Below are 24,553 nucleotides of genomic sequence, written 5' to 3' on the forward strand. Positions count from 1 at the left end.
ATATCTAGGCGCGATATTCGCGGTGTGACCAACGCGATCCGAACCGCGCCGATTGCACATTGCCTCTGAGAATTCGCCAAGCCCTTCACCCCACCCCCGACCCCTCCCCGTCAAGGGGAGGGGAGAAGTGGCGCGGCCGCAAATTCCTGAATGTGAGGCTGGGCTTTAGGTTTTAGGTTTTAGGTTTTAGGTTAGGGGCGAGATCAGGAATTGGGACGTCAATCCATCCTCTTCCCGTCATGGCCGCGAAGGCGGCCATCTACGCCAGGTTCGGGCTACGCACATAGGCGGCCTACTGATCATCTGTCGCGAACCGCGCCCTGCGCTGTTGCTGCAGACCGCTTACCGCCAGCAGAGATATTCTCCAGATTGTCGGGGATGGCCGCCTTCGCGGCCATGACGTTATTGCAGCGAATTCAAAACAAGTTCCGACGCTATTCCCTAAAACCTATTCCCTATTCCCTATTCCCTAAAACCTGTTCCCTACCTCGCGACTTCCCAGGTTGTTTCGATTTCGCCAGTTTCTTTGTTCTTCGCGTCTTTCAGGGAAATGCCCATCTTCGCGAGTTCGTCGCGGATGCGGTCCGACTCGGCGAAGTCCTTGCGCTTGCGTGCGTCGAGGCGGGCGATGATCAACGGCTCGACTTTGGAGGCGACGGACTGCGCAGTTTCGGCGGCACGTGCGTCCGCCTTTTTTAGTGTCGCGCCATCGAAGCCAAGAAAGCTCAACGCAGCACCAAGCCGCGTCGCGTCTTTCGCCGTCGCAAATCCGTGAAGCTCGGCGATGGCTTTCGGCGTGTTGAGATCGTCAGCAAGCGCATCGAGAAACGCGGGCGAAAGCTCGGTTCGATCGTCCGTACTCAAACCGTTTTGCGAGAACCAGCCGGACAGGATTTTCTGACTTTCTTCCAGCCCCTTCTTCGTCCAGTCGATCGGCTGGCGGTAGTGCGTGCGCAACATGTTGAAGCGCAATACCTCGCCCGGCCAGCCGTCGCTCAGCAATTCATTGATCGTGACGAAGTTGCCGAGGGATTTCGACATCTTCTCGCCTTCGACCTGCAGGAAGCCGTTGTGCATCCAGACGTTCGCCATGAACGGCGTGCCGTGGGCGCAGCGCGATTGTGCGATTTCGTTCTCGTGGTGCGGAAACGTCAAATCGATGCCGCCGCCGTGAATGTCGAACTCCGGGCCGAGCAGTGCGCCCGCCATCGCCGAGCATTCGATGTGCCATCCCGGACGGCCGGGCGTCGCAATTCCGCACGGGCTCGGCCATGCCGGCTCGCCGGGCTTCGAGGGCTTCCAGAGCACGAAATCCATCGGGCCTTTTTTGTACGGCGCGACTTCGACGCGGGCACCCGCTTCCATCTCGTCCAGCGAGCGGTTTGAAAGGCGGCCGTAGTCCGGCATCGACGCGACGTCGAACAGCACGTGATCTTCCGCGACGTAGGCGTTGCCGCGCTGAACAAGTGCTTCGATCAGCGACACCATCGTCTCGCGGCCGTCGTCGCGGCGGATGTATTCGGTCGCGCGCGGCTCGAACGTCGGCGGCAGAACGCCGAGCGCGGCAATGTCCTCGTGGAACTGCTTCTCGGTCGCCTCGGTGACTTTGCGGATGGCGTCGTTCAGAGGCAGGTCCGGAAAGTCGCGCGCCGCCCGCGCGTTGATCTTGTCGTCGACGTCGGTGATGTTGCGGACGTAGGTGACGTGCTCCGGCCCGTAGACGTGGCGCAACAGGCGGAACAGCACGTCGAACACGATGACGGGCCGGGCGTTGCCGATGTGGGCATAATCGTAGACCGTCGGGCCGCACACATACATGCGCACGTTGCTGGGATCGATCGGCGCGAATTCGGCCTTCTGCCGTGTCAACGTGTTGTAGAGCTTCAGAGCCAAGTCTCGACCTCGTCCGTCTTTTTCGTCTGCGTCAGACCGCGCCGGGCGATCCGGCGCGAAGTATGGCACAGGGCGGTGGCGTGGGGATATCTTCCGCCCAGCGCCTTAGCGATTTGCCCGCTCGCGTCAAGGTTCTGAATGCGTTCGGAAAAATGGCGCGGTCGCAATTGCTCCGCATTGACCGGCTAGCAAATCGGCGTTTAAGGCTTCAAAACTGCGCCTTATCTTGGGATTAGGCACGATCAGCTGTGCGCAGATTCGATTCACTCAGGTTCGAGAGGCTGGCGTGAGCCAAGCGGGATCCATCGGAATTGTCGGCCGGCGCCTGGTGCTGGCGCTCATGGCGCTGGCGCTTGTGATTGTTGCCGTTCCGGGCCCGGCTTCGGCGCAGGGCTGGTGGCCGTTCGGCGGTGGTGACGACGAACGTCCCGAGCGCCCGCCGATGCCGCGCGAACCGGTTTATCGCCAGCCCGACGCCGTCCCCGCTCCCGTGCCGCAGGATGCGCCGCCGCCGATGGCGCCGCCTCAGCCCGGCGCGCCGCGATCGCCGTCGAGCCCTGCTCCGGCTCCTGCACCGTCCGCCGGTAACTGGCCGCAAAAGAATCCGATCTGCTTCCAGCTCGAGCAACGTCTCGTGCAAGAGGGTCAGAAGAACGGACAGTCGCGCGATGCGCTGCCAGGCATCGAGAACGAAATCCGGGCGATGGAGCGCGCCGTCGACAGCGGCAAGGCGCAACTCGACCGCGGCTGCTACGAATATTTCCTGTTCACGAAATCGCTGCGCAACACGGCTCAGTGCAAGGATCTCTCGCGGCAGGTCGATGCGTCGAAGCGCAAGCTCTCCGAACTCGATGCGCGGCGGCAGGACATTCTCGGCTCGTCGGGACACTCGTATCAGGACGACATCATCCGCGAACTCGCGCGCAACAACTGCGGCGCGAACTACGTCGACATGGCGCGGCGGCGCAGCGACGGCATGTGGGAGGATGAAGAATCGAGCGGCGGCAGCACGTGGTCCCCGCGCGCATCGAACGGCGCGCAGACGTACCGGACCGTGTGCGTGCGCCTCTGCGACGGCTATTATTTTCCGATGAGTTTTTCGACGCTGCCGAGCCACTTCCCGCAGGATGCGGATGCCTGCTCGTCGAAGTGCGCGGCGCCGGCCGAGCTTTACTATTATCCGAACCCGGGCGGCTCGATCGACCAGGCGGTCGCGCTCCGCTCGCAGGAAGCCTACAACAAGCTCAAGTTCGCATTCCGCTATCGCAAGGAAGTCGTCAAAGGCTGCTCGTGCAAATTGGCCGAGTACGTGCCCGCCGATGGCTCAGCGCCCAAGAAAGCCGAGATCGCGCCGGGCCAGTCATCCCCACAACAGCGCGCAGGGGCTGCGCCAGGGTATGACGCTCGCGCCATGGCGGCACAGTCGGCAGCAGCGGCAGCTCCGGCCCCGGCCGACAGCGGCGGCTGGCAAACGGAAGCGCAGCACTAACCGCGCCGCCGGGATCGTCGGAAATTCTGGCTAGGCGCGCTTGCCTTCGAGACGCGCCAGGACGCGGTCTCGTCCAATCAGCGGCAGCAGCGATTTCAGCTCGGGACCGGACTCGCGTCCCGTGAGCGCAAGCCGCAGCGGATGAAACAGCGCCTTGCCCTTCGCTCCAGTCCGCGATTTGACGGCGGCCGTCCATTCCGACCAGGTGTTCTCGCTCCACGGTTCCGACGGCAATACGTCGGCGGCCGCGACCGTCATTTTTGCGTCTTCGATGACCGGCTCGATATCGCCGGTGACGACGTCCCACCAGAGTCGCGCGTCGCCCAACACTTCGAGATTTCCGCGCACGGCATTCCAGAACGTCTCGCCGCCCGTTACGCCGAGCGCATGAAGCCGTTCGGCAACGTCGCCATAGTCGAGCATGTGCAGCAGCTTGCCGTTGAGGGACTTCAGCTCCTCAACGTCGAAGCGGCCGGGGGCCGTTGAAATCTTATCGAAGTCGAGCTTTTCGGCGAGCGCGTCACGCGAGGCGAGCGGCTCGATGGCGTCGGAGGTTCCGACGAGCGCGGCGTGGCACAGCACCGCCATCGGTTCAAGTCCGAGATCGCGGAAACTCTGCACCGACAGCGCGCCGAGACGTTTCGACAAGGCCTGACCGTCGGCGCCGATGAGCAGCGAGTGATGCCCGAAGGCAGGCGGCGTTGCGCCCGCCGCTTCGAACAGCGCCAGCTGTACGCCGGTATTCGTGACGTGATCCTCGCCGCGCACGATGTGCGTGATGCCGAAGTCGATGTCGTCGATGACGCTGGTGAACGTGTAGAGATACGTTCCATCCTCGCGGATGAGAACCGGATCGGACAGTGAGCCGAGATCGACGGTCTGATCGCCTCGGATCAAATCGTTCCAGGAGACGAGCGTCGGCTGCGGCGCGAGCCCGGTGCCGTTCGCGGTATTCGGCAGACGAAAGCGCCAGTGCGACTTTCGTCCCTCGGCGATTTTTTCCGCGATCTCTGCCTCGGACAGTTTCAGCGCGGCGCGGTCGTAGATCGGGGGGCGGTGCATCGCCAGCTGACGCTTGCGCCGCCGATCGAGCTCTTCCTCGGTCTCGAAGGCAGGATAAAGCACGCCGCTGGCCTTGAACGCCGCGGCCATCGAGTCATAGCGCGCGGTCCGGTCCTGCTGACGGGCTTCCGCGTCCCACGTCAGGCCGAGCCATTCGAGATCGTCGCGGATGGCCTGCGCGAACTCGTCGGTCGAGCGCGCGGTGTCGGTGTCATCGAGACGGAGTAGAAAATGCCCGCCGTGCTTTCTCGCATAGAGCCAGTTCAGCGCCGCAGTTCGGATGTTGCCGATGTGCAGGCGGCCTGTGGGACTCGGAGCGAAGCGGACGCGCGGTTTCATTCGATTGTCTCAGGTTTCAACGCGCTGCACCCTACCGGCCGGCCGTCAGATGGCAAGGGCGGGCCGATTATTTTGCGACGTTTGGATGTGTCCGTGCGCCGTCCCTTGTCCCGGGTTCGGCGGAAGCCGTCTTTTCCGGCTTCTCTGAGGGAACGTCCTCCCGGAACCGGTTGGTGATCGGATAGCGGCGGTCGCGGCCGAAGTTGCGCGAGGAAATCTTGACGCCGGGCGCGGCCTGGCGGCGCTTGTATTCGGCGAGATAAAGCAGCCGCTCGACCTTCTTGACGGTTTCGAGAGTGTGGCCGCGCGCGATCACTGCGGCGACCGGCATTTCCTTTTCGACGAGGCTGACGAGAATATCGTCGAGAGCATCATAGGGAGGCAGCGAGTCCTGGTCGGTCTGGTTGGCGCGCAATTCAGCGGTCGGCGCCTTGGTCAGGATGCGTTCCGGAATGACGATGCCCTGCGGCCCGAACGCGCCATCGGGGCGCTGCTCATTGCGCCAGCGAGACAGCGCATAGACCTCCGTCTTGTAGAGATCCTTGATGGGGTTGAAGCCGCCGTTCATGTCGCCGTAGAGCGTCGCATAGCCGACGGACATTTCGCTCTTGTTGCCGGTCGTGACGAGCATGGCGCCGAACTTGTTCGAGATCGCCATCAGGATCGTGCCGCGCACGCGGCTTTGCAGGTTTTCTTCCGTGATGTCGGAGTTCGTGCCTGCGAAGAGATCCTTGAGGCTCCAGGTCAGACCGGCGACGGCAGGCTCTATCGAAACCTTGTCGTAGCGGATACCGAGCGCCTTGGCGCATTCGGCCGCGTCCTGCAGGCTGTCATCGGACGTGAATTTCGACGGCAGCATCACCGCGTGAACGCGATCCGGACCGAGCGCATCAACCGCGATCGCCGCAACGAGCGCGGAATCGATGCCGCCCGACAATCCGAGCACAACACCGGGGAATGCATTCTTGTCGACGTAATCGCGGAGCCCGAGAACGCAGGCGTCGTAAGCCGCGGCCGAGCCGTCGGAGAGTTTCGCCACTTCGCCAGACTGACACCGCCATCCCGAGGGCGTGTGCTGCCATTCCGTCACTACGAGAGCTTCGCGCCAGGCGGGAAGCTGCACGGCGAGGCTGCGATCGCCATTCAGCACGAACGAGGCGCCGTCGAAGACGAGTTCGTCCTGACCGCCGACCTGATTCAAATACGCGAGCGGCAAGCCGCTTTCCGTCACCCGCGCGACCGCGATGTTCATGCGCGTGTCGGGCTTATGCCAGTCGAACGGTGAGCCGTTCGGCGAGATGATGATCTCGGCTCCGGTCTCGGCCAGCGTCTCGACGGCTTCCGGCGTCCAGATGTCCTCGCAGATCGGAACACCGATGCGCACCCCGCGCACGTTGAGCGGCCCCGGCATCGGGCCTGAGGCGAAGACGCGCTTTTCGTCGAATACGCCGTAGTTCGGAAGCTCGGCCTTCGCCGTGATGGCTTCGATGCGGCCGCGATCGAGCAGCGCGACGGCATTATAAACCTTGCCGTCCTTGCGCCAGATCGTGCCCATCAAAATGGCCGGGCCTTCCGCGCATGCCGTGGCGAGGCGCTCGAGCTCGGCGCGGGTGGCGTCCTGGAATGCCGGCTTCAGAACGAGGTCTTCGGGCGGATACCCGTTCAGAAAAAGTTCCGGGAAGACGATGACGTCGGCGCTGAGCGCAGCGGCTTTGGCGTGCGCTTCGGCAGCGCGGCGCGCGTTGCCGGCGAGATCTCCAACGGTCGCGTTGAGTTGAGCAAGGGCAATGCGCATACGGCGGCCGGATCCTCGAGAAAGGGTCGGCGCGCCATGACTCTAGGGCGCGCCGATATCCGTCTTATGCCGCTTCAAGGTAAGTGTTGTCACGCTTTAACGCGCGATGATGACCGTACAATGCGCCCGACCCGCGATGTCCGCAGCGACAGAGCCGAGAACGAGACGCGACAGCCCGTGCTTATCACCCGTTCCGGTAATAATGATATCGAAGTCCTCTTGCTCGGCATAGGCAACGACTCCCGCCGCCGCTTCACGGCTGCGCAGGTAGGCCGTGGCTACGTCCTTGGCACCGCCAGCTGCTGCCGCTTTTGCCGCTGCGTCGAGCGCCTGCTGCACGTCGCGATCTTCCTTGAGATACATCGCGCCGCTGCGGGCTCCGCCGATCATCACGTTGACCGAAGCGATCGTCAGCTTCGAGCCGAGCTTATTTGCGAGCTCTGCCGCAAACTGGACGGCCTTATCGGAATGAGACGTGCCATCGACTGCACAGAGAATTTTATGGACCATGATTTCCTCACTGGTATGACCGTGGAAAACGTTATGGAGCGCTGAACCGTATGCCATTGTCCTAAGTCAACGGGCGGCGCGTCACTTTACTTTTCGGAATGCGATTTTACCAGCTGGAAAGAACTCCGCACACGGCGGAACCTGCCGCTTAGCGAAAACGTGCATGACGATAGGTTAATCGTCGTCCTCATCGCAGGGCACGGGAAACTCGATATCGGGCTCCCAGCAAATTCCCGAGGGTTGCACCTGTTGCGCAAGCGTGGGTTTCTTTTGCGCGGCAACAGCACCCGATACGTAGACGATGCATGCGAATGCCAAGACGATGCGAAGCATGCTTGCACTCCCTGTCGGTGCGATGTGTGCACCGCACCCGAGACAGACGCATCGCCGGCCGATACGCACACGGCCGGCGACCTTGGTCTCAAGCGATGAGCGTTCTCGGCTCAAGCCGCGCATCGGCTGCGCGTTCTTTCTTCAGCTGCTCGGCAACCAGGAACGCCAGCTCCAGCGCCTGATCGGCGTTGAGCCGCGGATCGCAATGCGTGTGATAGCGATCCGACAGATCCTGTTCGGAGATCGCCGTCGCACCGCCCGTGCATTCCGTCACGTTCTGGCCCGTCATCTCGACGTGAATGCCGCCAGCATGCGAGCCTTCGGCGCGATGCACTTCGAAGAACGACAGGCTTTCCTTGAGGATACGATCGAACGGCCGGGTCTTGTAGCCATTGACGGCCGAGATCGTGTTGCCGTGCATCGGATCGCAGGACCAGATAACCGTGCGCCCAGCCTTCTTAACGGCGCGGATGAGCTTCGGCAGATGCGCTTCGACCTTGTCGTAACCGAAGCGGCAGATGAGCGTCAGGCGACCCGGCTCGTCCTTCGGATTGAGCAGATCGATCAGCCGCAGCAAACCATCGGGTTCGAGCGAAGGACCGCATTTCAATCCGATCGGATTTTTGATGCCGCGGCAGTATTCGATATGCGCGTGATCCGGCTGGCGCGTACGGTCGCCGATCCAGATCATGTGGCCGCTGGTTGCGTACCAGTCGCCGCTGGTCGAATCCTTGCGCGTCAGCGCCTCCTCGTAGCCGAGCAGCAGCGCCTCGTGGCTCGTGTAGAAATTCGTCGCGCGAAGTTGCGGCGTGTTTTCCGATGTGATGCCGCACGCACGCATGAACTGCAGCGTCTCGGCGATGTGATCGGCAAGCTCCTGATAGCGATGGCCCTGCGGGCTATCCTTGACGAAGCCCATGTTCCACTGATGCACGCGCTCGAGATCGGCATAGCCGCCCGTCGCGAAGGCGCGGATCAGGTTGAGCGTCGCCGCCGACTGGCGATACGCCTCGAGTTGGCGAGCCGGATCAGGGATACGCGCCGCCGCTGTGAACTCGGTGCCGTTGATGATGTCGCCGCGATAGCTCGGAAGCTCGCTGCCGTTTTTCTTTTCGGTCGGCGACGAACGCGGCTTGGCGAACTGCCCGGCGATGCGCCCGACCTTCGTCACCGGTTCACCGCCGGCATAGGTCAGCACGACCGCCATCTGCAGGAAGACGCGGAAGAAGTCGCGGATGTTGTCGGCGCGGTGCTCGGCGAAGCTTTCGGCGCAATCGCCGCCCTGGAGGAGAAAACCGTTGCCCAGCGCGATCGACGCAAGCTGCTTTTTGAGGTCGCGTGCCTCGCCCGCGAAAACCAGCGGCGGAAACGTCGCGAGACGAGCCTCGACATCCTGCAGGGCCTTGGCGTCCGGATAATCCGGAACCTGCTGGACCGGCTTGGCGCGCCAGCTATCGGGTGACCATTTTTCGGACTGTGTGGCAGGTGCCATCTTGAACTCCTGGCGAGCGTTCGGTTGCCGGGCCTTGCGGCCGGCCGGCCAATGCGCTCCGTGTCGCTTTATTGGGGCTTATACGCCAGCGACGCTCAGCCGGGCAAGCTGGGTTGCAGGCGAAGAAAGTACCTTAGAGCCCAGCTGCCATGCCGCCGTCGACGAACAGCTCCGCGCCGGTGCAATATAGGCTGTCGTCGGAAGCAAAAAAGACCGCTGCGCCAACGAGGTCTTCGGGCTGCCCCAGGCGGCCCATCGGGGTCTTGTCGATGAGGGCCTGCTTGATGGGCGGCAGCTTCAGCAGGCGGTTGGTGATCGCCGTCTCGATATAACCCGGAGCGATCGAATTCACGCGGATGCTGAACGGCGCGTATTCGACGGCAAGGCCCTTGGTCAGCGCCGTCACGGCGCCCTTCGTCGCCGTATAGGCCGCGAGCGGACGCAGGCCGCGATGCGCCATGATCGACGAGATGTTAATGATGGACGGGTTCTGGCCTTTGCGCAGCAACGGCAGCGCATCGCGGCTCAAGCGCAGAATGGCGTCGACGTTCACTTCGCGCAGCTTGTCCCAGTCGGCATCCGACAGCTGACGCAATTCGCTTCGGACGAGAATACCGGCGTTATTGACCAGAATATCGGCACGGGCGTGCGCCACTTCGACGTTGCGAACGAGCGCCGTCAGATCCTGTCCCTTGGAGACGTCGACGACCATCGCCGTTGCGGCGCCGCCGTTAGCCTTGATATCGCGAACGGTTTCCTCGGCAGTTTCGCCGTTGATGTCGGTGACCCAGACATGCGCGCCCTCAGCCGCAAATCGCTTCGCGATCGCCTGGCCGATGCCAATTCCCGCTCCGGTGACGATCGCGATTTTTCCGCTGAGACGTGTCATGCCGCCCTCTCTGCCTGGAATCGAGGTGAACCCTTAGATTTCCGTCGGGCTCGGATCAACCGGCGGCTTCGCCCGGAGCTACCCATTTTTCGCGCAAGGTCACAAGTTCTTCCGCGGCGGATGGATGCAGCGCCATTGTTTGATCGAAGTCAGACTTCGTCGCGCCCATGCGCAGCGCGATCGCCGCCATTTGCGCGATTTCGGCCGAGTCGGGGCCGAGCAGATGGACGCCGACGACGCGGTCGCTCGCGGCTTCGACGATGACCTTCATCATCATCCGCTCATCCCGGCCCGCGATGATCGACTTCATCGGCCGGAAGCTGCCCTTATAGATATCGACGGCGCCGAACTGCATCCGGGCTTCGTGCTCGGAAAAGCCGACGGTTCCGATTTCGGGCGTCGCGAAGACGGCGGTCGGGATCATCTTGTAGTCGACGGACTTCGGCTTGCCGCCGAAGACGGAGTCGGCGAAGGCGTGTCCCTCGCGAATGGCGACGGGCGTGAGATTGACGCGATTGGTGACGTCGCCGACGGCGTAGATCGACGCAACGGTCGTTCGCGATCCTGCATCGACGACGACGGCGCCCTCTCCGTCGAGTTTGACGCCAGCGGCTTCAAGCCCCAATCCGGTCGAATTCGGCGAGCGGCCGATAGCGAACATGATCGCATCGGCCTCAAGGATTTCGCCGCCGGTCAGATGCCCGGCCAGCGCACCGCCCGATTTCTCGATCTTCGAGAAAACCTGGCCGGTGACGATGCGGATGCCGCGCTTCGTCATGGCGGCCGTCAGACCGTCGCGCAAATCCTCGTCGAACCCGCGCAGGATTTTCTCGCCGCGATAGACGAGCGTGACGTCGGCGCCGAGGCCGTTGAAGATCGATGCGAACTCGACCGCGATATAGCCGCCGCCGGCGACGACGACGCGACGCGGCATCGTCTTCAGATCGAAAGCTTCGTTGGAGGTGATGACGTGCTCTATGCCGGGCAGATTTGGGTCGAGGTTCGGCCGGCCGCCCGTTGCGATGAGGATATATTTCGCGGTGATTTTCCGCCCCGAGGCGAGGACGATCTCGTTCGGGCCGGAGACCGTCGCGCGCTCCGCGAAAACCTCGACGTTGAACTTCGCGAGCGTCGAACCATAGGCCGCTTCGAGCCGCGCGATTTCCTTGTCCTTGACCGCGATCAGCGACGGCCAATCGAAGCTCGGTTCAGAAAATGACCAGCCGAACCCGGCCGCGTTTTCGAACTCGTCGGAAAAGCGGCTGGCATAGACGAGAATTTTCTTCGGCACGCATCCGCGAATGACGCACGTGCCGCCGACGCGATATTCCTCGGCGATTGCGACGCGGGAACCGTAGCTCGCCGCGATCCGCGCGGCTCTGACGCCGCCGGACCCTGCGCCGATGACGAAGAGATCGTATTCGAATTCCTGCATGAACCTGTAATGGCTTCTATTTCGGCTGCGCCGGGGTGGGTTGATCGGACGGGGTCGTGGGCTGGGGCGGCTGCGTGGCTGCTTTCATCTCATCGGCGATCTTCTCGCTGTATTTCATGCCGATGGTCGCACCCTTCTGCATCAGCTCCGGCGTTTTGGCGATGAACTTGGCACCAGCGCCCGAGCGATAGAAATCGGCGACGGTTTTCATTTCCTCTTCCGTGAACGTCTGAGCATAAAGCACGGCAAAGTCCGAGATCATTTGATCTTTGTATTCCAGAAGCTTTTTCATTCCGGAATCGAACTGCGTCGAAAGCTGCTTGCCTGCTTCCGAATTTTCGGCGCCAGCGCCCTTGGCGAAGCCGCGCGACATGGCTTCAACCATGCCGTCCATCTGCCGCGTGACGCCCGTCACTTCCAGAAGATCGCGGGCCGCGGCGACACGAGCGGGATCGACAGGCGGTTGTGCGTCGTCGGCCAGCGCCGGAACGGCGAAAGCGACGGCAAGGCAGATCGCAGCAATGATCGAACGCATTATGAATTCTCCTCGTCGAAATCAGCATCGATCGCCGAAAGAACTTCGACGCCCATCGGTCCGGCAACAATTCCCACGTCGGCGATGCCGAGAAACAGTCCCGTCTCCACGACGCCCGGAACGAGCTTCAGAGCGTCGTCCAGCGCCTCCGGATCGTCAATCGCGCCGAACGAGCAATCGAGAATATGGTTGCCATTGTCTGTCACGAAGGGGGCACCGCCCGCGCCCAGGCGCAGTTTGATTTCGCCATCGCAACCGGCGTCGGTGGCCATCTGAAAGATCAGGCGTTGCGTCGATGCGAGGCCAAACGGCACGACTTCGATCGGCAGCGGAAAGCGCCCCAAAACATCGACGCGCTTCGAGCTGTCGGCAATGATCACGACCCGGTCGGACGCGACCGCGACGATCTTTTCGCGCAACAGGGCGCCGCCGCCACCTTTGATCAGACGCATCTCCTCGTCCATCTCGTCGGCGCCGTCGACCGTCAGATCGAGGGCTGGATGCTCGTCGAGGGTGGCGAGAGGAATTCCCAAAGCCGCCGCCTGCGCGCGTGTCGCCTCGGAGGTCGGAACGCAGACGACTTTCAGGCCGCCTTTCACTTTTTCGCCGAGAAGATCGACGAACTTGGCGGCCGTCGACCCCGTACCGAGGCCGAGCTTCATGCCGTCTTCAACGTAGCTCAAGGCTTGTTCCGCCGCCTGACGCTTCCAATCGTCGCTGCTCATGTCTGCCCCAACGAGTTATACCGCTATGACGTGCCTTCGACCTCAATTCGCGCGACTTCTGTAGGCTGACGGTGAAACCCTTTCAAGCTGCACGCTGCCAGGCCGGATGCCTCACCCGCAATGATGTCGATCATGACGCCCTTTCGATAGCGGCCGTCTAAGGAGAGTTCATGAAAGACTGGACGATCGTTTTCGATCTCGACGGAACACTTGTGGATACGGCGCCGGACCTTGCCGAAGCGACGAATTACGTCCTGAAGACGCTCGGTCTCGAGCGGGTGAACGAACTCGAGATCCGCCGCTTCGTCGGTCATGGCGCGCTCGCGATGATCGACGGCGCGGTCAAAGCGCACGGCCGGACGCTGCCGGAACGCGAGCTTCACGATCTGTTCGAAGTCTTTATCGCCTACTACACCGCACATATCGCCGACCGGAGTATCCCCTATCCCAACGTCGTCGCGACGCTCGAAGCACTGCGCAGCAGCGGCGCGACGCTTGCGGTGTGCACGAACAAGATCGAAATCCATGCCCGGCGCGTGCTCGAAGAACTCGATCTCGATGGCTATTTCTCGGCGCTCACCGGACGCGACAGTCTCGGAAGCTACAAGCCGGACCCGCGACATTTGACGGGCACGATCGCGCGCGCAGGCGGGCGACCGGCAACGTCGATCATGGTGGGCGACAGCGAAACGGACATCCGCACGGCAAAGGCGGCGCAAGTTCCGATCGTCGCCGTCAGCTTCGGATATAGCGTCGATCCCGTTGCATCATACGGACCGGACGCGGTCATCGACGACTATAAGGATTTAACTGCGGCCCTCGATAAATTCGCAGGAAAGACCGTCAGTACGTGAGCACTTTGCTATCGGGGGACATGATCGCCTCGATCAGATGCGCCGCACCGACGACACCTTTGCATTCCGGGATCAGATCGCATTTGTGAAGGCCTCCGAGATCGAGGCCCTGCGAGCAGTAATAAAATCTCACGCCGGCAGCGTGCGCTTCCTTGATGAAGTCGTGGATCGAGCGCGTATCGGCGGATTTGAGGCGGATTTTATCCGCGACACCGGACTTCAGAAGTTTTGTCGACGTCCCGGTGCAGATGACCTCGACATGAAATGACATCGTCGCGGCGACCATCGCCTGGACGATCGGTGCACCGATCGCCTCGCCGTCGCAAGGATCGGTGTTGGCCAGGATGATGATCAGCTTCTGCGTCATAGCGATCGCCTCACCCGCGAGTCCGCCTGCGCCAGAGTGCGCTGATTAATCCGGGATCGCAACCACCGTCAGTCAGAAATGCCGACTGATATAGCGACGGTAAACAAGAATGCTCGCCGGCAGAAACACGAGGTCGGCGACGAGGGACGCGACCAGCGTCACGCCGCAAACGAAGCCGAAGAGCCGAAGCGACGGGAGATCCGAAAACACGGTCACGCCGAGGCCGAAGGCGAGCACGATCGTCGTCAGGATGATCGCCGGGCCGACGAGCACGCGCGCATTGCGTATCGCCACCTCCGGCGACACGCCCGGCCCTTCTTCAAGTCGCAGCCGGTTCAAGAAGTGGATGAGCGCATCGACGCCGAGACCGAATACGACGAGCAGCGCGACAACGGACGCGAACTCCAATCCGCCATTCAAGTACCAGAGCAGTGCGCCCGACGTGACGACAGGGAACAGCCCAGGCAGCAGGCTGATGAAGCCCACGAAGACCGAGCGGAATGCGATCGCGAGAAGCACGGCCGCGACCAGCACGCAAAGCGGAATGCTCTCATCGAGCTGCGAGATCATGCGGTAGCTGTTGCGCGCGGCGAGCGCCGGCAGACCGGTCACGGAAATCTCATACTGCGGGAACTGCGCGCGGATCGGATCGAGCGCCTGATCGACCTTATGGACCACTGGCAGAATCTGGCTCGCGTCGACGTCGGGCAACCGTCCCGTCACAAGGACTGCGTCCTGCTCCTTGGCAATGAAGCGACGGACCAGATGTTCGGGCAGCAGGCCCACGTATTTCTTGATCGTCTCAACGCTGTCGTCGCCATTCTCGCGCAGCCATCGCCTGAGGCTTTCCAGCGACCAGACGTTGCCGAGGCCTGCCGATTTCTCCAGCGAAGCGTGCGTTTCCTCGATGACCTTGAGGGTCGTGGGGTCGTAAAGGCTGGCGCCGTTTTTCCAGCGGATCATGACGTGGAACGGGTTGGCGCCGGTGAGTTTAGAGTCGATGCGGCCGGTCGCGGCGAGCGCCTGCTCGCGGTCCGGGACCTGATCGGCGAGGCGATAGCGCGGCTCGAGCTGCAGGTGCAGGTACGCGAAGATGCCGAACAGCGCAAAGCCGAGGAGTGTGTAAAGTACGGAATGCTTGACGACGCGATCGACGACGACGCCGACGAAGTTGCCGAGCGCATCCATCATCCGGTCGGCGGGCGAATGTTCGCGCGCCAGCGACTTCTCGTTGCGAATGAACAGCAGCGCCAGCATCGGCAGCACGACGATGACGGCGACGAACGAGATGCAGACCGCCATCGCTCCGGCTTCGCCGAACGTGCGGATGAGGCCCGACTCCGAGAACAACAGCGCCAGGAACGACAGCAGCGCCGCCCCGTGCGCTAGAACGCACGCAGGGCCAACGACGTTGATCGCGAATTTCACCGCTTCGAGCTTGGTGTCGCCCTCACGCAACCGGATGCGGATCGCGGACACCATCTGCATGCTGTCGGCGAAGCCCATCACCATGATGAGCGGCGTCATCACATTCAGAAACAGGTTGAGCTTGAACCCCAGCCAGCCCAGAAGCCCGAGCGACCAAATCACCGCGATGACCGGCGGCAGGGCGGCGACCAGCATCAGAGAAACGCGGCGAAAGAAGATCGCAGCAATCGTCGCGCCGAACAGCAGGCCGAGGCCGTTATAGACGATCTGGTCGCGCTCGACCGAATTGCGGATCTCGAGTTGCATCACCGGCGCACCGGCGAGCTTGACCGAAAGACCGGCGGGATTGAGATCCTCTTTCGCGACCTGCTCGATCGCGCCGATGACGGTTTTCGCGGACTTTTCGGCAACGACGCCACGATCGAGCGCCAGCACCATCAACGCAAGCTGACCGTCATTGGACAGAAACTTGCCTTTGACGATGTCGTTGTTCTTCAGCGCCGAGATGATCGCGTCGAAGGCGGCTTTGTCCTGGGGCAGATCGTCGGGCACGACGGGCGGCGCATAGCCGGTCGAGTCCGGCTTGCCACGCGCCGAGAGCATCGAGACGATGCCATCGACGCCATCGGCAAGTTGCAAGTCGGCGGCCGCGTTCGCGAACGCGGCGAGGCCTTCATGCGTCAAAAGCTTCTCGCCTTCGACGACGACCAGCACGTCGTATTCGCTCGACGGAAAGCGGCGATCGATTTCTTCGTAGGTCTTGAATTCGGGCGTGTTGGTGCGGAACAGCTCGGACAAGCTGTCGTCGACCTTCAACCGCATCAGGCCTGTTGCCGCGATCGCGGTGATGAGGAGGATGAGAGCCGCGGTCAGCCAGGGAATCCGGAGCCCGATCAAGCCCAGCTTATTCAAACCCAGCGACATCGGAAACGGACGTGGCGGCGTCTCGAGCTGCAAACCTTCCTCCCGAGCGACCCCCGAATAAAGACACCGTAGATCAGCATCTTCCGCGGTCGCACGTTTTCGGCACATCGCACTATGAATCGGGCGAGCGCAAGGGCACGTGGCAAGCGGGCCACGGTCAAACAACAGCTTTCCGCCCGCGAGGCACTGGCAGAGGCTGGCGGCAGAACCCGATTCCGCGACACCGAGAGTCGGGCATCGGTCAGATATCAGGCGGCGTCTACGCAGCGCGCTTGACAGGTTCGGGCCCGGCCTCGCATAAGGGCCGTCTTCGAACAGGGCGGTTAGCTCAGCGGTAGAGCACACGCTTCACACGCGTGGGGTCACAGGTTCAATCCCTGTACCGCCCACCATGCCCCGGCCAACACCCCGTACCGCGAGTTGCCTGGACAATTTTAGTCTCTCCCAGCTCCGAATTTGGCCACGAATCCGCGCCACCAGTGCTGCGGGAGGCGAGGGAGAGCAAAAATGTCACTCAAAGGTCTAACTGTCGCGTTTCTGGCGCTCGCTGCGGTGCTCGTCGCGTCGCCTCAAGTCAAGGCCGCTTCGGCTCCGGACATCGATGCCGGCGTCGACGCGACACTCGACACCTTTTTCTATCAGGTCCGCGGCGCCCGGGAACTGGCGCACAAGGCGGTCGGCATCCTCGTCTTTCCGTCAATCGTCAAAGCCGGGTTCGGCTTCGGCGGCGAATACGGAGAAGGCGCGCTGCGCGTGCACGGCCGGACGGCGGGCTACTATAACAATGTCTCGGCATCGGTCGGCTTTCAGCTCGGTATTCAGTCGCGCTCGGTCATCATCATGTTCATGACCCCGCAGGCGCTCGATCAGTTCCGCCGGACGTCGGGCTGGAAAGTCGGCGTCGATGGTTCGGTTGCGATCATCACGGTTGGCGTCGGCGGATCGGTCGATACCAACAAGATCACCAGTCCCGTTGTTGGTTTCATCCTCGATCCGAAGGGCCTCATGTATAACCTGACGCTCGAAGGCTCGAAGATTTCGCGCATATCGCGGTGAGCGTTTCCGCAGCCGTCATGTAACGGCACTCGGGACTTAGACGTATGAAAGGTGTCCGAGACATTCGGGCGCCTTTTCTCGTTTGGGAGCGTTTCATGGATGCATCGTCGTCGAAACCGACACGCTCGCGCCTCTCTTGGCTGAACGGCATTTTCCTGTCCGGTGCTTTGATCCTCGCCGCCGCATTCATTTTCGGCGCGTCGCGTTCGGTGTCGGAGGAAGGCCGCCCGCTCCCTGCTCCCACAGTTGACGAACCCGTCACGGCGGCCGTCGAAACCGCCGTGTTCGCAGGCGGATGCTTCTGGGGTGTGCAAGGCGTTTTCCAGCACGTTGCGGGCGTGAAGGAAGCCGTGTCGGGTTACGCAGGCGGCAAGGCGGAAGACGCAAAGTACCAAGTCGTCGGAACCGGACGGACAGGACATGCGGAATCCGTGCGCGTCACGTTCGATCCGAAAACGGTGAGCTACGGACGCCTTCTGCAAATCTACTTTTCCGTCGCGCACGATCCGACAGAGCTTAACCGGCAGGGACCGGATCGCGGCACGCAATACCGCTCGACGATCTTTCCGACGTCGGATGAACAGGCGAAGGTCGCGAAGGCCTACATCAGCCAGCTCGACGCCGCGAAGGTCTTTTCAAAACCAATCGCGACGACCATCGAACCAGGCCGCAGCTTCTATGCGGCCGAAGCGTATCATCAGAACTTTCTGACGCTCAATCCGTCGTATCCGTACATCGTCATCAACGACATGCCGAAGATCGAGAACTTGAAGCGGCTTTATCCGGAAGCCTATCGCGCCGAACCGGCTCTCGTCGCCGTCGCCAAGCCGACGCACTGAGGCGGCACTGCTTCGCTACTGACCCAGCCATCCAGAGACGCGCATGGTGCTGCCCGAACGTGGTGCCCTGGATTGCCGCCTCGAGGGCGGCCATGACGTGTGGGTCTGCGGGAAGTGCTAAAGCAAGCTCAGGCGTTGCGAGCGACGGGCGCGGCTTCTTCCGTATAGATCGAATACATCGGCTCATCCTGCAGGATGACGTCGGTGTATTCGCCATAGCCGTTGAAGCGCGTCGCGAGAGCGCGGCCGTAAGCGCCGATATTGCCGATCTCGATGTAATCGCCTTCGCGCACCGAAGCGGGCAGCATGAACGGCCCCTTCATGCGATCGATCGAGTCGCACGTCGGTCCCCAAAGCTCGAACGGCTCCAGCGGCTCATTCGGATCGAGGCCGGGGCGGATCAAGCGCACCGGAAAAACAAAGCCGATGTGGGCGCTGTCGAACAGCGCGCCGTAGCCGCCGTCGTTGATGAAAAGCTGATTACCGGACTTCCTGAGATCGACCTTGACGATCAGGCTTTCCGCCTCGGCGACGAGCGCGCGTCCGGGCTCGCAGATCAGGCGGCAATGCTCGGTCACCGGCATCTTGTCCATCGATGACTTGATGACCTCGATGAAGTCGGAAAGACGTGCGGGCACACTGTCGGTATAGCGCGATGGAAAACCGCCGCCGATGTCGATCGCATCCACGACGACGCCGGCTTTCACGATGTGCTTTTTGACTTCCTCGAACGCCATTGCGTAGGCGTCGGGAGTCGTCGTCTGCGAGCCGACGTGAAACGTGATGCCGAGTTCGTCCGCGACTTGGCGCGTCTTGACGAGCAGCCTCTGCGCCTTCTGGCCGGTGATGCCGAACTTATGTTCGAGCGGCACGCGGCTGTTCTTCGCGGGCACCGAAATGCGCACGAAGAGTTCGAGATCCTTCGCGCCGTCGGTTTCCTCGACGATCTTCTGCAGCTCGTCCTCGGTGTCGAGCGCGAAGCACTTGATGTCGTAGTCGAAGTAGGCGCGGCGAATGGCGTAACGCGACTTCACCGGATGCATGAAATGCAGGCGCACGCCCGGAATGGTCGCGGCATCCTCAAGCTCGGCGACGGAGGCGACGTCGAACTGCGTGATGCCGGCGCCATAGAGCGCGCCGACCAGAAAGACGGAGCTGTTCGCCTTGTAAGCGTAAGCGACTTCGCCCGGAAAATTGTTGATGAACCAGCGCGCGGCGCGGCCAGCGGCGTGCGGACGTGCCGCGAAGACCGGGCCTTCCGGCTTCATTTCGGTCACCATCTCGAGCGCGGTTGCGAATTTCTCCATCGCGAAAGAACCTCCTGCAGAAGGAACCATCCGTGTTGGTCTGCGGCGGCCGAGCGGTGCCCACTTTCCTTGCGGCAATAAGGGCCTGCATTTAGGTGGCGCGATCCCGCATGTAAAGGTCTTTAGAACGGGCGCGCTCTGTTGCTGCAAAATTGGTTGCCGTCACGTGCTCACCGTCAGCACCGCGATTGTCACACGCGCGTCACAACCTGCGCCGTCGCGCCGCTACTTCGGCCCAAGAACAAGAACGGCGCGGCCGTCGCGCAACGGCTTGTCGGTCGGAACGTCGGGCCGTGGCGGCTCGATGCGTTCGCCGCGATCCCGCCGCCGCCGCAGGGCGCCCGAGCGGGCCACACGCGCGCGCTCCGCCTTTTCCGGGCTGGCTCGCAGTTCCCATTCGGTGACGAGCGTATCCTCGATGAAGTTTTCCCAGTTGCCGAGGGCCGTAAACCTCTGGCGCTCGAAATCGTGCTCGATGCCGAGCGGCGGCGTCGCGCTCGTCGAGCAGCGCGCCAGAAGCGTTTCGCTGCCCTCCGACTTGTAGCGGAGCTGGAAGGGCGCTTCCGCGGGCGGAATACTGACGGGCCGCGACGCGGAGAGCAGATTGTCGGTCTGGAAATCGTTCGGGAAGAGGACGGTCGCGACACCTGCCGCGTCGACGCTGATGACCGTCAGATAGCAATCGTTGTCGGCCTCGATCTTGACCGTCACGAGATCACCGGAAACTGGACGCGGCTTGTCCAGCCACATGCTGAGGCCGATGTCGGATTTCGTTTCGTGCAGGAAGCCGCCGGGACGCGCGACTGCCGGCGACGGCACGTCGATGCCTTTCAGAAGCGCGAATAGTCGCTCGAGTTCGGAACGCGACAGCACGCCGTGCAGGAGACGGCGCGCGAGCGGAGCGGCCGCGCCACGAGCATCCGTCAAGTCAGCGAGAAACGCGTCGCGTTCGCGATCGATCTGAGCGAGCGCCGTCTCGAACACCGCGCCCTCGCGATAGCGTTCGGCGAGGCCGGTGACGAGTTCGGCGCCACGCAGGCGCGCGTTCGGATCGATGCCGACGCTGCGAACCGCGAGGTGATAGCGGTCGCGGCTGCCGATCAGCAACAGCGTGTTTTCGCTGTCTGTGCCGAACAAGCGGAGCGCCGTCGCGCGGCTTGGGCTCAGCGGCGCCGATGCATCGAAGGCAGTTTTGAAATCGTCCTTGGCTTCGACGAGGCCATCGCTGTGGCAGGCGAAGCATTTGACGCCGGTTTTGGTTGTCGGCTCGACGGCATCGGCCTCGACGCCTGCGTATGGTTTTTCGATGCCCGGCAGAACGCGGTCGATGCGATTGCCTGCGGCGTCATAAAGAGCGAACGCGTAAAAGCCGTTCGGCAGAACATAGATCGCGCGGATTTCATCGGGCTTGAATGGCTTTTGCCCATAGAGCGCCGAGTGCGGGCCTTGCGGGTTCTCGAAAATATTCTGATCGCCGGAGGTCGTCGCAAAATCGTAGACCAGCCAGAGCCCGCCACGGCTGCCGGGATGGCGTTCGATCAGGCGATTGCCGCGCGTGACGGCACTGGTTGCGATCGCGATGCGTCGCGCCGCCGCTGTCTTGATGCTCTGCTCGATATCGACGGAATTGAGCTTGGCGAGATCCGCGAGTTTTTCCGGCACGCCAAGCAATTCATAGTAGAGCGGCGCTTCGCCTGCAGCGGCGGCAAGCCAATCGCCATCGACGATCGGCACTTTCGTTCCGGCCGTTTGCAAAACATCCGACGCGACCGGAAGCGCGAGCACGGCGGGATATGCACTTTCGATCAGCTTCCATCGGCGCGCATCCCAACCGAAATCGGACATGCGGAACGAGAAGACCGTTCCGCCCGCGTTGAGCGGCGTCAGCTTCACGGGCTCGGCCGATGACGAGAGCGAGTTCATCAGCTTGTTCAGCGCCTGCGTGTAAGCCGACATTTCGGCGGGCGTCGCGCAGGCGTTGTCGAGATGCGCCAAGGTGATGAAGCGCACGTCACCGGCCTGGTCGCGCTCCAGGCGCTGCGCATCGCGCATCATCTTGTCCATGTCGTCGGGCCGCACCGGATGGCGGACGGGACATGCTTGCGTGGACGGCGGCAGGTCTCTGATCCAGCCGCGAATGCTTTCGATGTCCTCTGGCTGGGGCTCGGCGGCGACGGAGCCGCTGGTGAACACATCGAGCGGCGCATGCCGCGTTTCGAGCACATCGTAGAGGCGCGATGCATCGGGCACGCCGGGCTTCACCAGAACCGGATCGCGCGCCAGATCGTCGATGGCGAGAATGTTCGAGAGCCCGCCGGACGCCAGCGGAAGCTCGAGCCGTCCCGTCTGGTGGCAGCGGGCGCAATGCGTGCTGAGCGTGTCGTAGGCTTTGGCGGCGCGCGGCTCTTCGGGACGCGGCGGAACGCCCTGCGCGTCTTTGGGTGCCAACGGCGCGGCGACCGTCATATCGGGCGGCGACGGCACAACGTCATCGGCAACCGCCGTGCCGAGGCCCCACGCGGCACCGACGATCAGGCAGAGCGCGAGCACGTGCTTCCGCAATTTTATGAGCGCACCAACCAAAGTACCCCTCGGGACCCCTTCCCCCATTCCGCAGTTCTGTCGCTACGGCCACGGCGCGGCACCATAGTGGCGAGATGGCCTTATCGCCAATGCGCCGATATCGCGTCGGGCTTTCCGGCCGCAGCCTTCCGTACCGCCCTCGCGGACGCGCCGCATTAACAGGAATGAACAATCCGTTAAATTTACAATTCTTGCATTAGCGATAGGGCGAGTTCGGCTTCGACCGCGCGGCAAAACTCGGTTACAAGAATCTTACTTGGTTTGAAGCGACGACTTACTTGGTTGAAGCGAAGACAGGCGACCGAAGATGGATCTCGAAGCCGCTTATGACCGGAATGCCCGCGCGAACAAGCTGACACGCTTGACCATGGCGCTGTGCTTCCTGATCTCGGGCGGGATCCTGCTCGGCACGCTCGCGCTGGCAGCGCCCGATCCGTTGCCCGCAAGCGTCGCAGCTTCCACCTCCAGGTAGGTTTGATTTCAGAGTTTCACGGCCCGATCCCCTCGACCCGATCTAACTCAGCCTTACGCTTCATCTGCGTAAGGCTTTTTCTTTGCCTCGCTCGCCGTTCAAAGCGCGCCCGAACCCGAGCCTTTGACGAGCACCGAGTAGCCGCCGCCTTTGAGCCCAGCAACGACCTGATCGAGATGCGCACGATCGCGCGTTTCGATGACGAGGTTGAGTTCCGTGCCCTTAGCGGGAACGTCGGTGAAAATCCGCTGGTGATAGACTTCGAGGATGTTCGCGCCGACGCCGCCGATGAGGCCGGAGACGCGCGCAAGCTGGCCCGGCCGGTCGGGAAGATCGATCGACAGCCGCGAGAGACGTCCCTCGCGGGCCATCTCGCGCGTCAACACGCTCGCCAGCAGGCGCGTATCGATGTTGCCGCCGCAGAGCACGAGCCCGATCTTGCGATCCTTGTACAGACGTTTTGCAGCAAGCAGCGCCGCGAGACCGGCAGCGCCCGCGCCTTCGACGACCGTCTTCTCGATGTTGATGAGCAGCGCGACCGCGCGCTCGATGTCGGCTTCCGACACGAGCAGGATGTCGTCGACAAGCTCCTCGATGATGGACTTCGTCACGTCGCCCGGCAGCGTCACCGCGATGCCTTCGGCGAGCGTGTCGCCGCCGACGGGCAGCGAGGATTTCTTCACCGCGTTGAGCATCGATGGGTAAAGCTGCGCTTCAACGCCGACGACCTTGATCTTCGGGTTGATGGCTTTCGCCGCGATCGCCATCCCGGATATCAATCCGCCGCCGCCGATCGGCACGATCAGGGTGTCGAGATCAGGCGTCGCTTTGAGCATCTCCAGCGCGACGGTGCCTTGTCCCGCGATGACGACCGGATCGTTGAAGGGATGCACGAACGTCAGCCCGTGCTCTTGCCCATAACGGACGGCGAACTGCGATGCGTCTTCGAGCGTCTGGCCTTCGAGAAGCACCGTCGCGCCGTGGCCGCGCGTGTTCTCGACCTTGATCGTCGGCGTCGAGGCGGGCATCACGATCGTCGCCGGAATGCCGAGACGGTGCGCGTGATAGGCGACGCCTTGCGCGTGATTCCCCGCCGACATGGCGATGACGCCCGCGTTGCGCTCGGCTTCGGTCAGGGACAGCAGCTTGTTCAGCGCGCCGCGCTCTTTGTAGGAGGCGGTGAACTGCAGGTTCTCGAACTTCAGCCAGATTTCCGCATCGAGAAGCGTGCTGAGCGTGCGGCTGGGCTGGAACCGCGTTTCGATGATGGCGCCGCGGATTGCGTCAGCGGCACGAACGACGTCGCTATAGGTGACGGGCAAGAGCTTGGACATTAGAATGTCTTCAATTCCGCCGCTTTTGCAGCGCTGAGGTTGGGATCATCGAGGCTCATAGCATAGCCCGGTTTCGATTCTCCGCGGCATCTCGGCGATGGAGTAAAGCAACCTGAATGTTCCCTAACGATGCCATTCGGATTTAACTCAGATGCGCGATGGAGACTCGGCGCCGCCAAGCCGTTCAGCGCGCGTTTACCAGCCAGTGGAGCAATCTGAATGTATGGCCGACTTCCGATATCCGTGCTGACGCTGGTGCTCCTGACAGGCCTCGCGCCGACCGTGGCGATGGCCGCCGATAGCGCCGCCGACGCGAAGTATTCGTACCGGCCTTATGGGCAGGGAAACCAGGCGGGCAATGACGCCGAGTATTCACCGGCCAACTCCTCGGGACGGGTTCCGGCGGAACCGAAATATGCGCCAGCGAATGTCGCGAGGCCGCAGGCCGCCGCGCCCACCGGTCGCGACGATGCCTGGCGCCCGCCTCCGCCCGGTCAGGCCGATGAATCCGATCGTGACGATCGCAACAATCGGGGCGACGCTTACGTGCCTCCTGATCGCCCGCCGCCGCCAGCAGGCGAATCCGCGCCGCCTCCTGGGTCCGCCGCGAGCCGTCCCATCGAAGCAACGGCTAACGCGCCGGACCGCAGCGTCCCCTACGACGTGCGCGAGCAGGATGCGCGCCGCGCCGCCATCGAAGCCTGGCGAAGCAAGGCTGCGGCGAGTTTCGGTCCTGAATTCTCGCAATGGCGATTGGCCGATCAAAGGCATGTCGATTGCGTGCGCGACCGACGCGACGACGCGGTCTGCACGGTTCGCGGCGTGCCGATGCGCGGCGATGCGCAATTCGGCGGCCGCTATCCCGACGATCGCGACTAGCTTCCCGAGTAAC

The 24,553-nt window shown here is 62.6% G+C and carries 21 protein-coding genes and 1 tRNA gene; 7 read left to right on the forward strand and 15 right to left on the reverse strand.

Translation table 11 applies throughout. From position 1 onward, the window contains the following. Window positions 1–483 precede the first annotated feature (483 nt). Window positions 484–1,893: a cysteine--tRNA ligase gene (gene cysS, locus HDEN_RS09025; protein WP_013215799.1), complete on the reverse strand. Its 1,410-nt coding sequence runs from the start codon at window positions 1,891–1,893 to the stop codon at window positions 484–486. A 286-nt stretch (window positions 1,894–2,179) separates the two neighbouring features. On the opposite strand from cysS, the gene HDEN_RS09030 reads away from it, so the two are divergent. Continuing rightward, window positions 2,180–3,382 (forward strand): DUF2865 domain-containing protein, encoded by a 1,203-nt coding sequence (locus HDEN_RS09030; protein WP_013215800.1) that lies wholly within the window; start codon window positions 2,180–2,182, stop codon window positions 3,380–3,382. Window positions 3,383–3,412: 30 nt separating this feature from the next. Here the strand turns inward: HDEN_RS09030 and gltX are convergent, their stop codons facing one another. From gltX to rpiA, 9 genes are all read right to left on the reverse strand, one after another. Continuing rightward, window positions 3,413–4,783, reverse strand: a complete 1,371-nt coding sequence (gene gltX, locus HDEN_RS09035) for a glutamate--tRNA ligase (protein ID WP_013215801.1) — start codon at window positions 4,781–4,783, stop codon at window positions 3,413–3,415. Between the two features lie 67 nt (window positions 4,784–4,850). Next, entirely contained in the window at window positions 4,851–6,578 is a 1,728-nt protein-coding gene (locus tag HDEN_RS09040) for an NAD+ synthase (RefSeq protein WP_013215802.1), read from the reverse strand. Window positions 6,579–6,674: 96 nt separating this feature from the next. Then, window positions 6,675–7,088: a universal stress protein gene (locus tag HDEN_RS09045; RefSeq protein ID WP_013215803.1), complete on the reverse strand. Its 414-nt coding sequence runs from the start codon at window positions 7,086–7,088 to the stop codon at window positions 6,675–6,677. 174 nt (window positions 7,089–7,262) lie between these two features. After that, window positions 7,263–7,421 carry a hypothetical protein gene (locus HDEN_RS18350; RefSeq protein WP_013215804.1) on the reverse strand — a complete coding sequence of 53 codons (159 nt, stop codon included), beginning with the start codon at window positions 7,419–7,421 and terminating at the stop codon, window positions 7,263–7,265. 88 nt (window positions 7,422–7,509) lie between these two features. Beyond that, entirely contained in the window at window positions 7,510–8,913 is a 1,404-nt protein-coding gene (locus HDEN_RS09050) for a class II 3-deoxy-7-phosphoheptulonate synthase (RefSeq protein WP_013215805.1), read from the reverse strand. 133 nt (window positions 8,914–9,046) lie between these two features. Next, window positions 9,047–9,802 carry an SDR family NAD(P)-dependent oxidoreductase gene (locus tag HDEN_RS09055; protein WP_013215806.1) on the reverse strand — a complete coding sequence of 252 codons (756 nt, stop codon included), beginning with the start codon at window positions 9,800–9,802 and terminating at the stop codon, window positions 9,047–9,049. 55 nt (window positions 9,803–9,857) lie between these two features. After that, entirely contained in the window at window positions 9,858–11,237 is a 1,380-nt protein-coding gene (gene gor, locus HDEN_RS09060; RefSeq protein WP_013215807.1) for a glutathione-disulfide reductase, read from the reverse strand. 16 nt (window positions 11,238–11,253) lie between these two features. Next, a complete protein-coding gene (locus tag HDEN_RS09065; RefSeq protein WP_013215808.1) occupies window positions 11,254–11,772 on the reverse strand; it encodes a DUF2059 domain-containing protein in 519 nt (172 codons plus the stop codon). After that, entirely contained in the window at window positions 11,772–12,497 is a 726-nt protein-coding gene (gene rpiA, locus HDEN_RS09070) for a ribose-5-phosphate isomerase RpiA (RefSeq protein WP_013215809.1), read from the reverse strand. Before rpiA ends, HDEN_RS09065 begins: the two co-directional genes overlap by 1 nt. A 170-nt stretch (window positions 12,498–12,667) precedes the next feature. Here rpiA and HDEN_RS09075 point away from each other — a divergent pair, with 170 nt between their 5' ends. Beyond that, window positions 12,668–13,351 carry an HAD family hydrolase gene (locus HDEN_RS09075; protein WP_013215810.1) on the forward strand — a complete coding sequence of 228 codons (684 nt, stop codon included), beginning with the start codon at window positions 12,668–12,670 and terminating at the stop codon, window positions 13,349–13,351. On the opposite strand, the gene HDEN_RS09080 is transcribed toward HDEN_RS09075, so the two are convergent. Together HDEN_RS09080 and HDEN_RS09085 are read right to left on the reverse strand one after the other, a co-directional pair. After that, complete coding sequence (locus HDEN_RS09080) at window positions 13,341–13,718, reverse strand: DsrE family protein (RefSeq protein ID WP_013215811.1); 378 nt, start codon at window positions 13,716–13,718, stop codon at window positions 13,341–13,343. The two genes, HDEN_RS09075 and HDEN_RS09080, sit on opposite strands and share 11 nt — an antisense overlap. A 72-nt stretch (window positions 13,719–13,790) precedes the next feature. After that, window positions 13,791–16,103, reverse strand: a complete 2,313-nt coding sequence (locus HDEN_RS09085; protein WP_013215812.1) for an efflux RND transporter permease subunit — start codon at window positions 16,101–16,103, stop codon at window positions 13,791–13,793. 284 nt (window positions 16,104–16,387) lie between these two features. On the opposite strand from HDEN_RS09085, the gene HDEN_RS09090 reads away from it, so the two are divergent. The 3 genes from HDEN_RS09090 (at window position 16,388) to msrA (ending at window position 17,965) form a co-directional block, all read left to right on the forward strand. Next, window positions 16,388–16,462: transfer RNA gene (locus HDEN_RS09090), tRNA-Val, on the forward strand. A gap of 115 nt (window positions 16,463–16,577) precedes the next feature. Further along, window positions 16,578–17,126, forward strand: coding sequence for a BPSL1445 family SYLF domain-containing lipoprotein (locus tag HDEN_RS09095; RefSeq protein ID WP_013215813.1), 549 nt, complete (start codon window positions 16,578–16,580; stop codon window positions 17,124–17,126). A gap of 95 nt (window positions 17,127–17,221) precedes the next feature. Beyond that, on the forward strand, window positions 17,222–17,965 hold the full coding sequence (gene msrA, locus HDEN_RS09100) for a peptide-methionine (S)-S-oxide reductase MsrA (protein ID WP_013215814.1): 744 nt from the start codon (window positions 17,222–17,224) through the stop codon (window positions 17,963–17,965). A 128-nt stretch (window positions 17,966–18,093) separates the two neighbouring features. Here the strand turns inward: msrA and HDEN_RS09105 are convergent, their stop codons facing one another. Both HDEN_RS09105 and HDEN_RS09110 read right to left on the reverse strand, forming a co-directional pair. Then, complete coding sequence (locus HDEN_RS09105; protein ID WP_013215815.1) at window positions 18,094–19,272, reverse strand: type III PLP-dependent enzyme domain-containing protein; 1,179 nt, start codon at window positions 19,270–19,272, stop codon at window positions 18,094–18,096. A 225-nt stretch (window positions 19,273–19,497) separates the two neighbouring features. Next, window positions 19,498–21,822 carry a DUF4384 domain-containing protein gene (locus HDEN_RS09110; protein WP_245256602.1) on the reverse strand — a complete coding sequence of 775 codons (2,325 nt, stop codon included), beginning with the start codon at window positions 21,820–21,822 and terminating at the stop codon, window positions 19,498–19,500. Window positions 21,823–22,162: 340 nt separating this feature from the next. Between HDEN_RS09110 and HDEN_RS18355 the strand changes: the two genes are divergently transcribed. Then, window positions 22,163–22,327, forward strand: coding sequence for a hypothetical protein (locus HDEN_RS18355; RefSeq protein ID WP_013215817.1), 165 nt, complete (start codon window positions 22,163–22,165; stop codon window positions 22,325–22,327). 98 nt (window positions 22,328–22,425) lie between these two features. Here the strand turns inward: HDEN_RS18355 and HDEN_RS09115 are convergent, their stop codons facing one another. Next, window positions 22,426–23,661: a threonine ammonia-lyase gene (locus tag HDEN_RS09115; RefSeq protein ID WP_013215818.1), complete on the reverse strand. Its 1,236-nt coding sequence runs from the start codon at window positions 23,659–23,661 to the stop codon at window positions 22,426–22,428. 219 nt (window positions 23,662–23,880) lie between these two features. Between HDEN_RS09115 and HDEN_RS09120 the strand changes: the two genes are divergently transcribed. After that, a complete protein-coding gene (locus HDEN_RS09120) occupies window positions 23,881–24,540 on the forward strand; it encodes a hypothetical protein (RefSeq protein ID WP_013215819.1) in 660 nt (219 codons plus the stop codon). Window positions 24,541–24,553 lie beyond the last annotated feature (13 nt).

This window comes from Hyphomicrobium denitrificans ATCC 51888, assembly GCF_000143145.1.
In the GTDB taxonomy this organism is placed as follows: Bacteria; Pseudomonadota; Alphaproteobacteria; order Rhizobiales; family Hyphomicrobiaceae; genus Hyphomicrobium_B; species Hyphomicrobium_B denitrificans.

Coding starts and splice junctions, on each gene's coding strand:
- HDEN_RS09055 (WP_013215806.1), bottom strand. CDS start 9,802: ATGACACGTCTCAGCGGAAAAATCGCGATCGTCACCGGAGCGGGAATT.
- HDEN_RS18350 (WP_013215804.1), bottom strand. CDS start 7,421: ATGCTTCGCATCGTCTTGGCATTCGCATGCATCGTCTACGTATCGGGT.
- HDEN_RS09050 (WP_013215805.1), bottom strand. CDS start 8,913: ATGGCACCTGCCACACAGTCCGAAAAATGGTCACCCGATAGCTGGCGC.
- HDEN_RS09105 (WP_013215815.1), bottom strand. CDS start 19,272: ATGGAGAAATTCGCAACCGCGCTCGAGATGGTGACCGAAATGAAGCCG.
- HDEN_RS09075 (WP_013215810.1), top strand. CDS start 12,668: ATGAAAGACTGGACGATCGTTTTCGATCTCGACGGAACACTTGTGGAT.
- msrA (WP_013215814.1), top strand. CDS start 17,222: ATGGATGCATCGTCGTCGAAACCGACACGCTCGCGCCTCTCTTGGCTG.
- HDEN_RS09115 (WP_013215818.1), bottom strand. CDS start 23,661: ATGTCCAAGCTCTTGCCCGTCACCTATAGCGACGTCGTTCGTGCCGCT.
- HDEN_RS09045 (WP_013215803.1), bottom strand. CDS start 7,088: ATGGTCCATAAAATTCTCTGTGCAGTCGATGGCACGTCTCATTCCGAT.
- HDEN_RS09080 (WP_013215811.1), bottom strand. CDS start 13,718: ATGACGCAGAAGCTGATCATCATCCTGGCCAACACCGATCCTTGCGAC.
- HDEN_RS09040 (WP_013215802.1), bottom strand. CDS start 6,578: ATGCGCATTGCCCTTGCTCAACTCAACGCGACCGTTGGAGATCTCGCC.
- HDEN_RS09065 (WP_013215808.1), bottom strand. CDS start 11,772: ATGCGTTCGATCATTGCTGCGATCTGCCTTGCCGTCGCTTTCGCCGTT.
- HDEN_RS09095 (WP_013215813.1), top strand. CDS start 16,578: ATGTCACTCAAAGGTCTAACTGTCGCGTTTCTGGCGCTCGCTGCGGTG.
- rpiA (WP_013215809.1), bottom strand. CDS start 12,497: ATGAGCAGCGACGATTGGAAGCGTCAGGCGGCGGAACAAGCCTTGAGC.
- gltX (WP_013215801.1), bottom strand. CDS start 4,783: ATGAAACCGCGCGTCCGCTTCGCTCCGAGTCCCACAGGCCGCCTGCAC.
- HDEN_RS18355 (WP_013215817.1), top strand. CDS start 22,163: ATGGATCTCGAAGCCGCTTATGACCGGAATGCCCGCGCGAACAAGCTG.
- HDEN_RS09120 (WP_013215819.1), top strand. CDS start 23,881: ATGTATGGCCGACTTCCGATATCCGTGCTGACGCTGGTGCTCCTGACA.
- gor (WP_013215807.1), bottom strand. CDS start 11,237: ATGCAGGAATTCGAATACGATCTCTTCGTCATCGGCGCAGGGTCCGGC.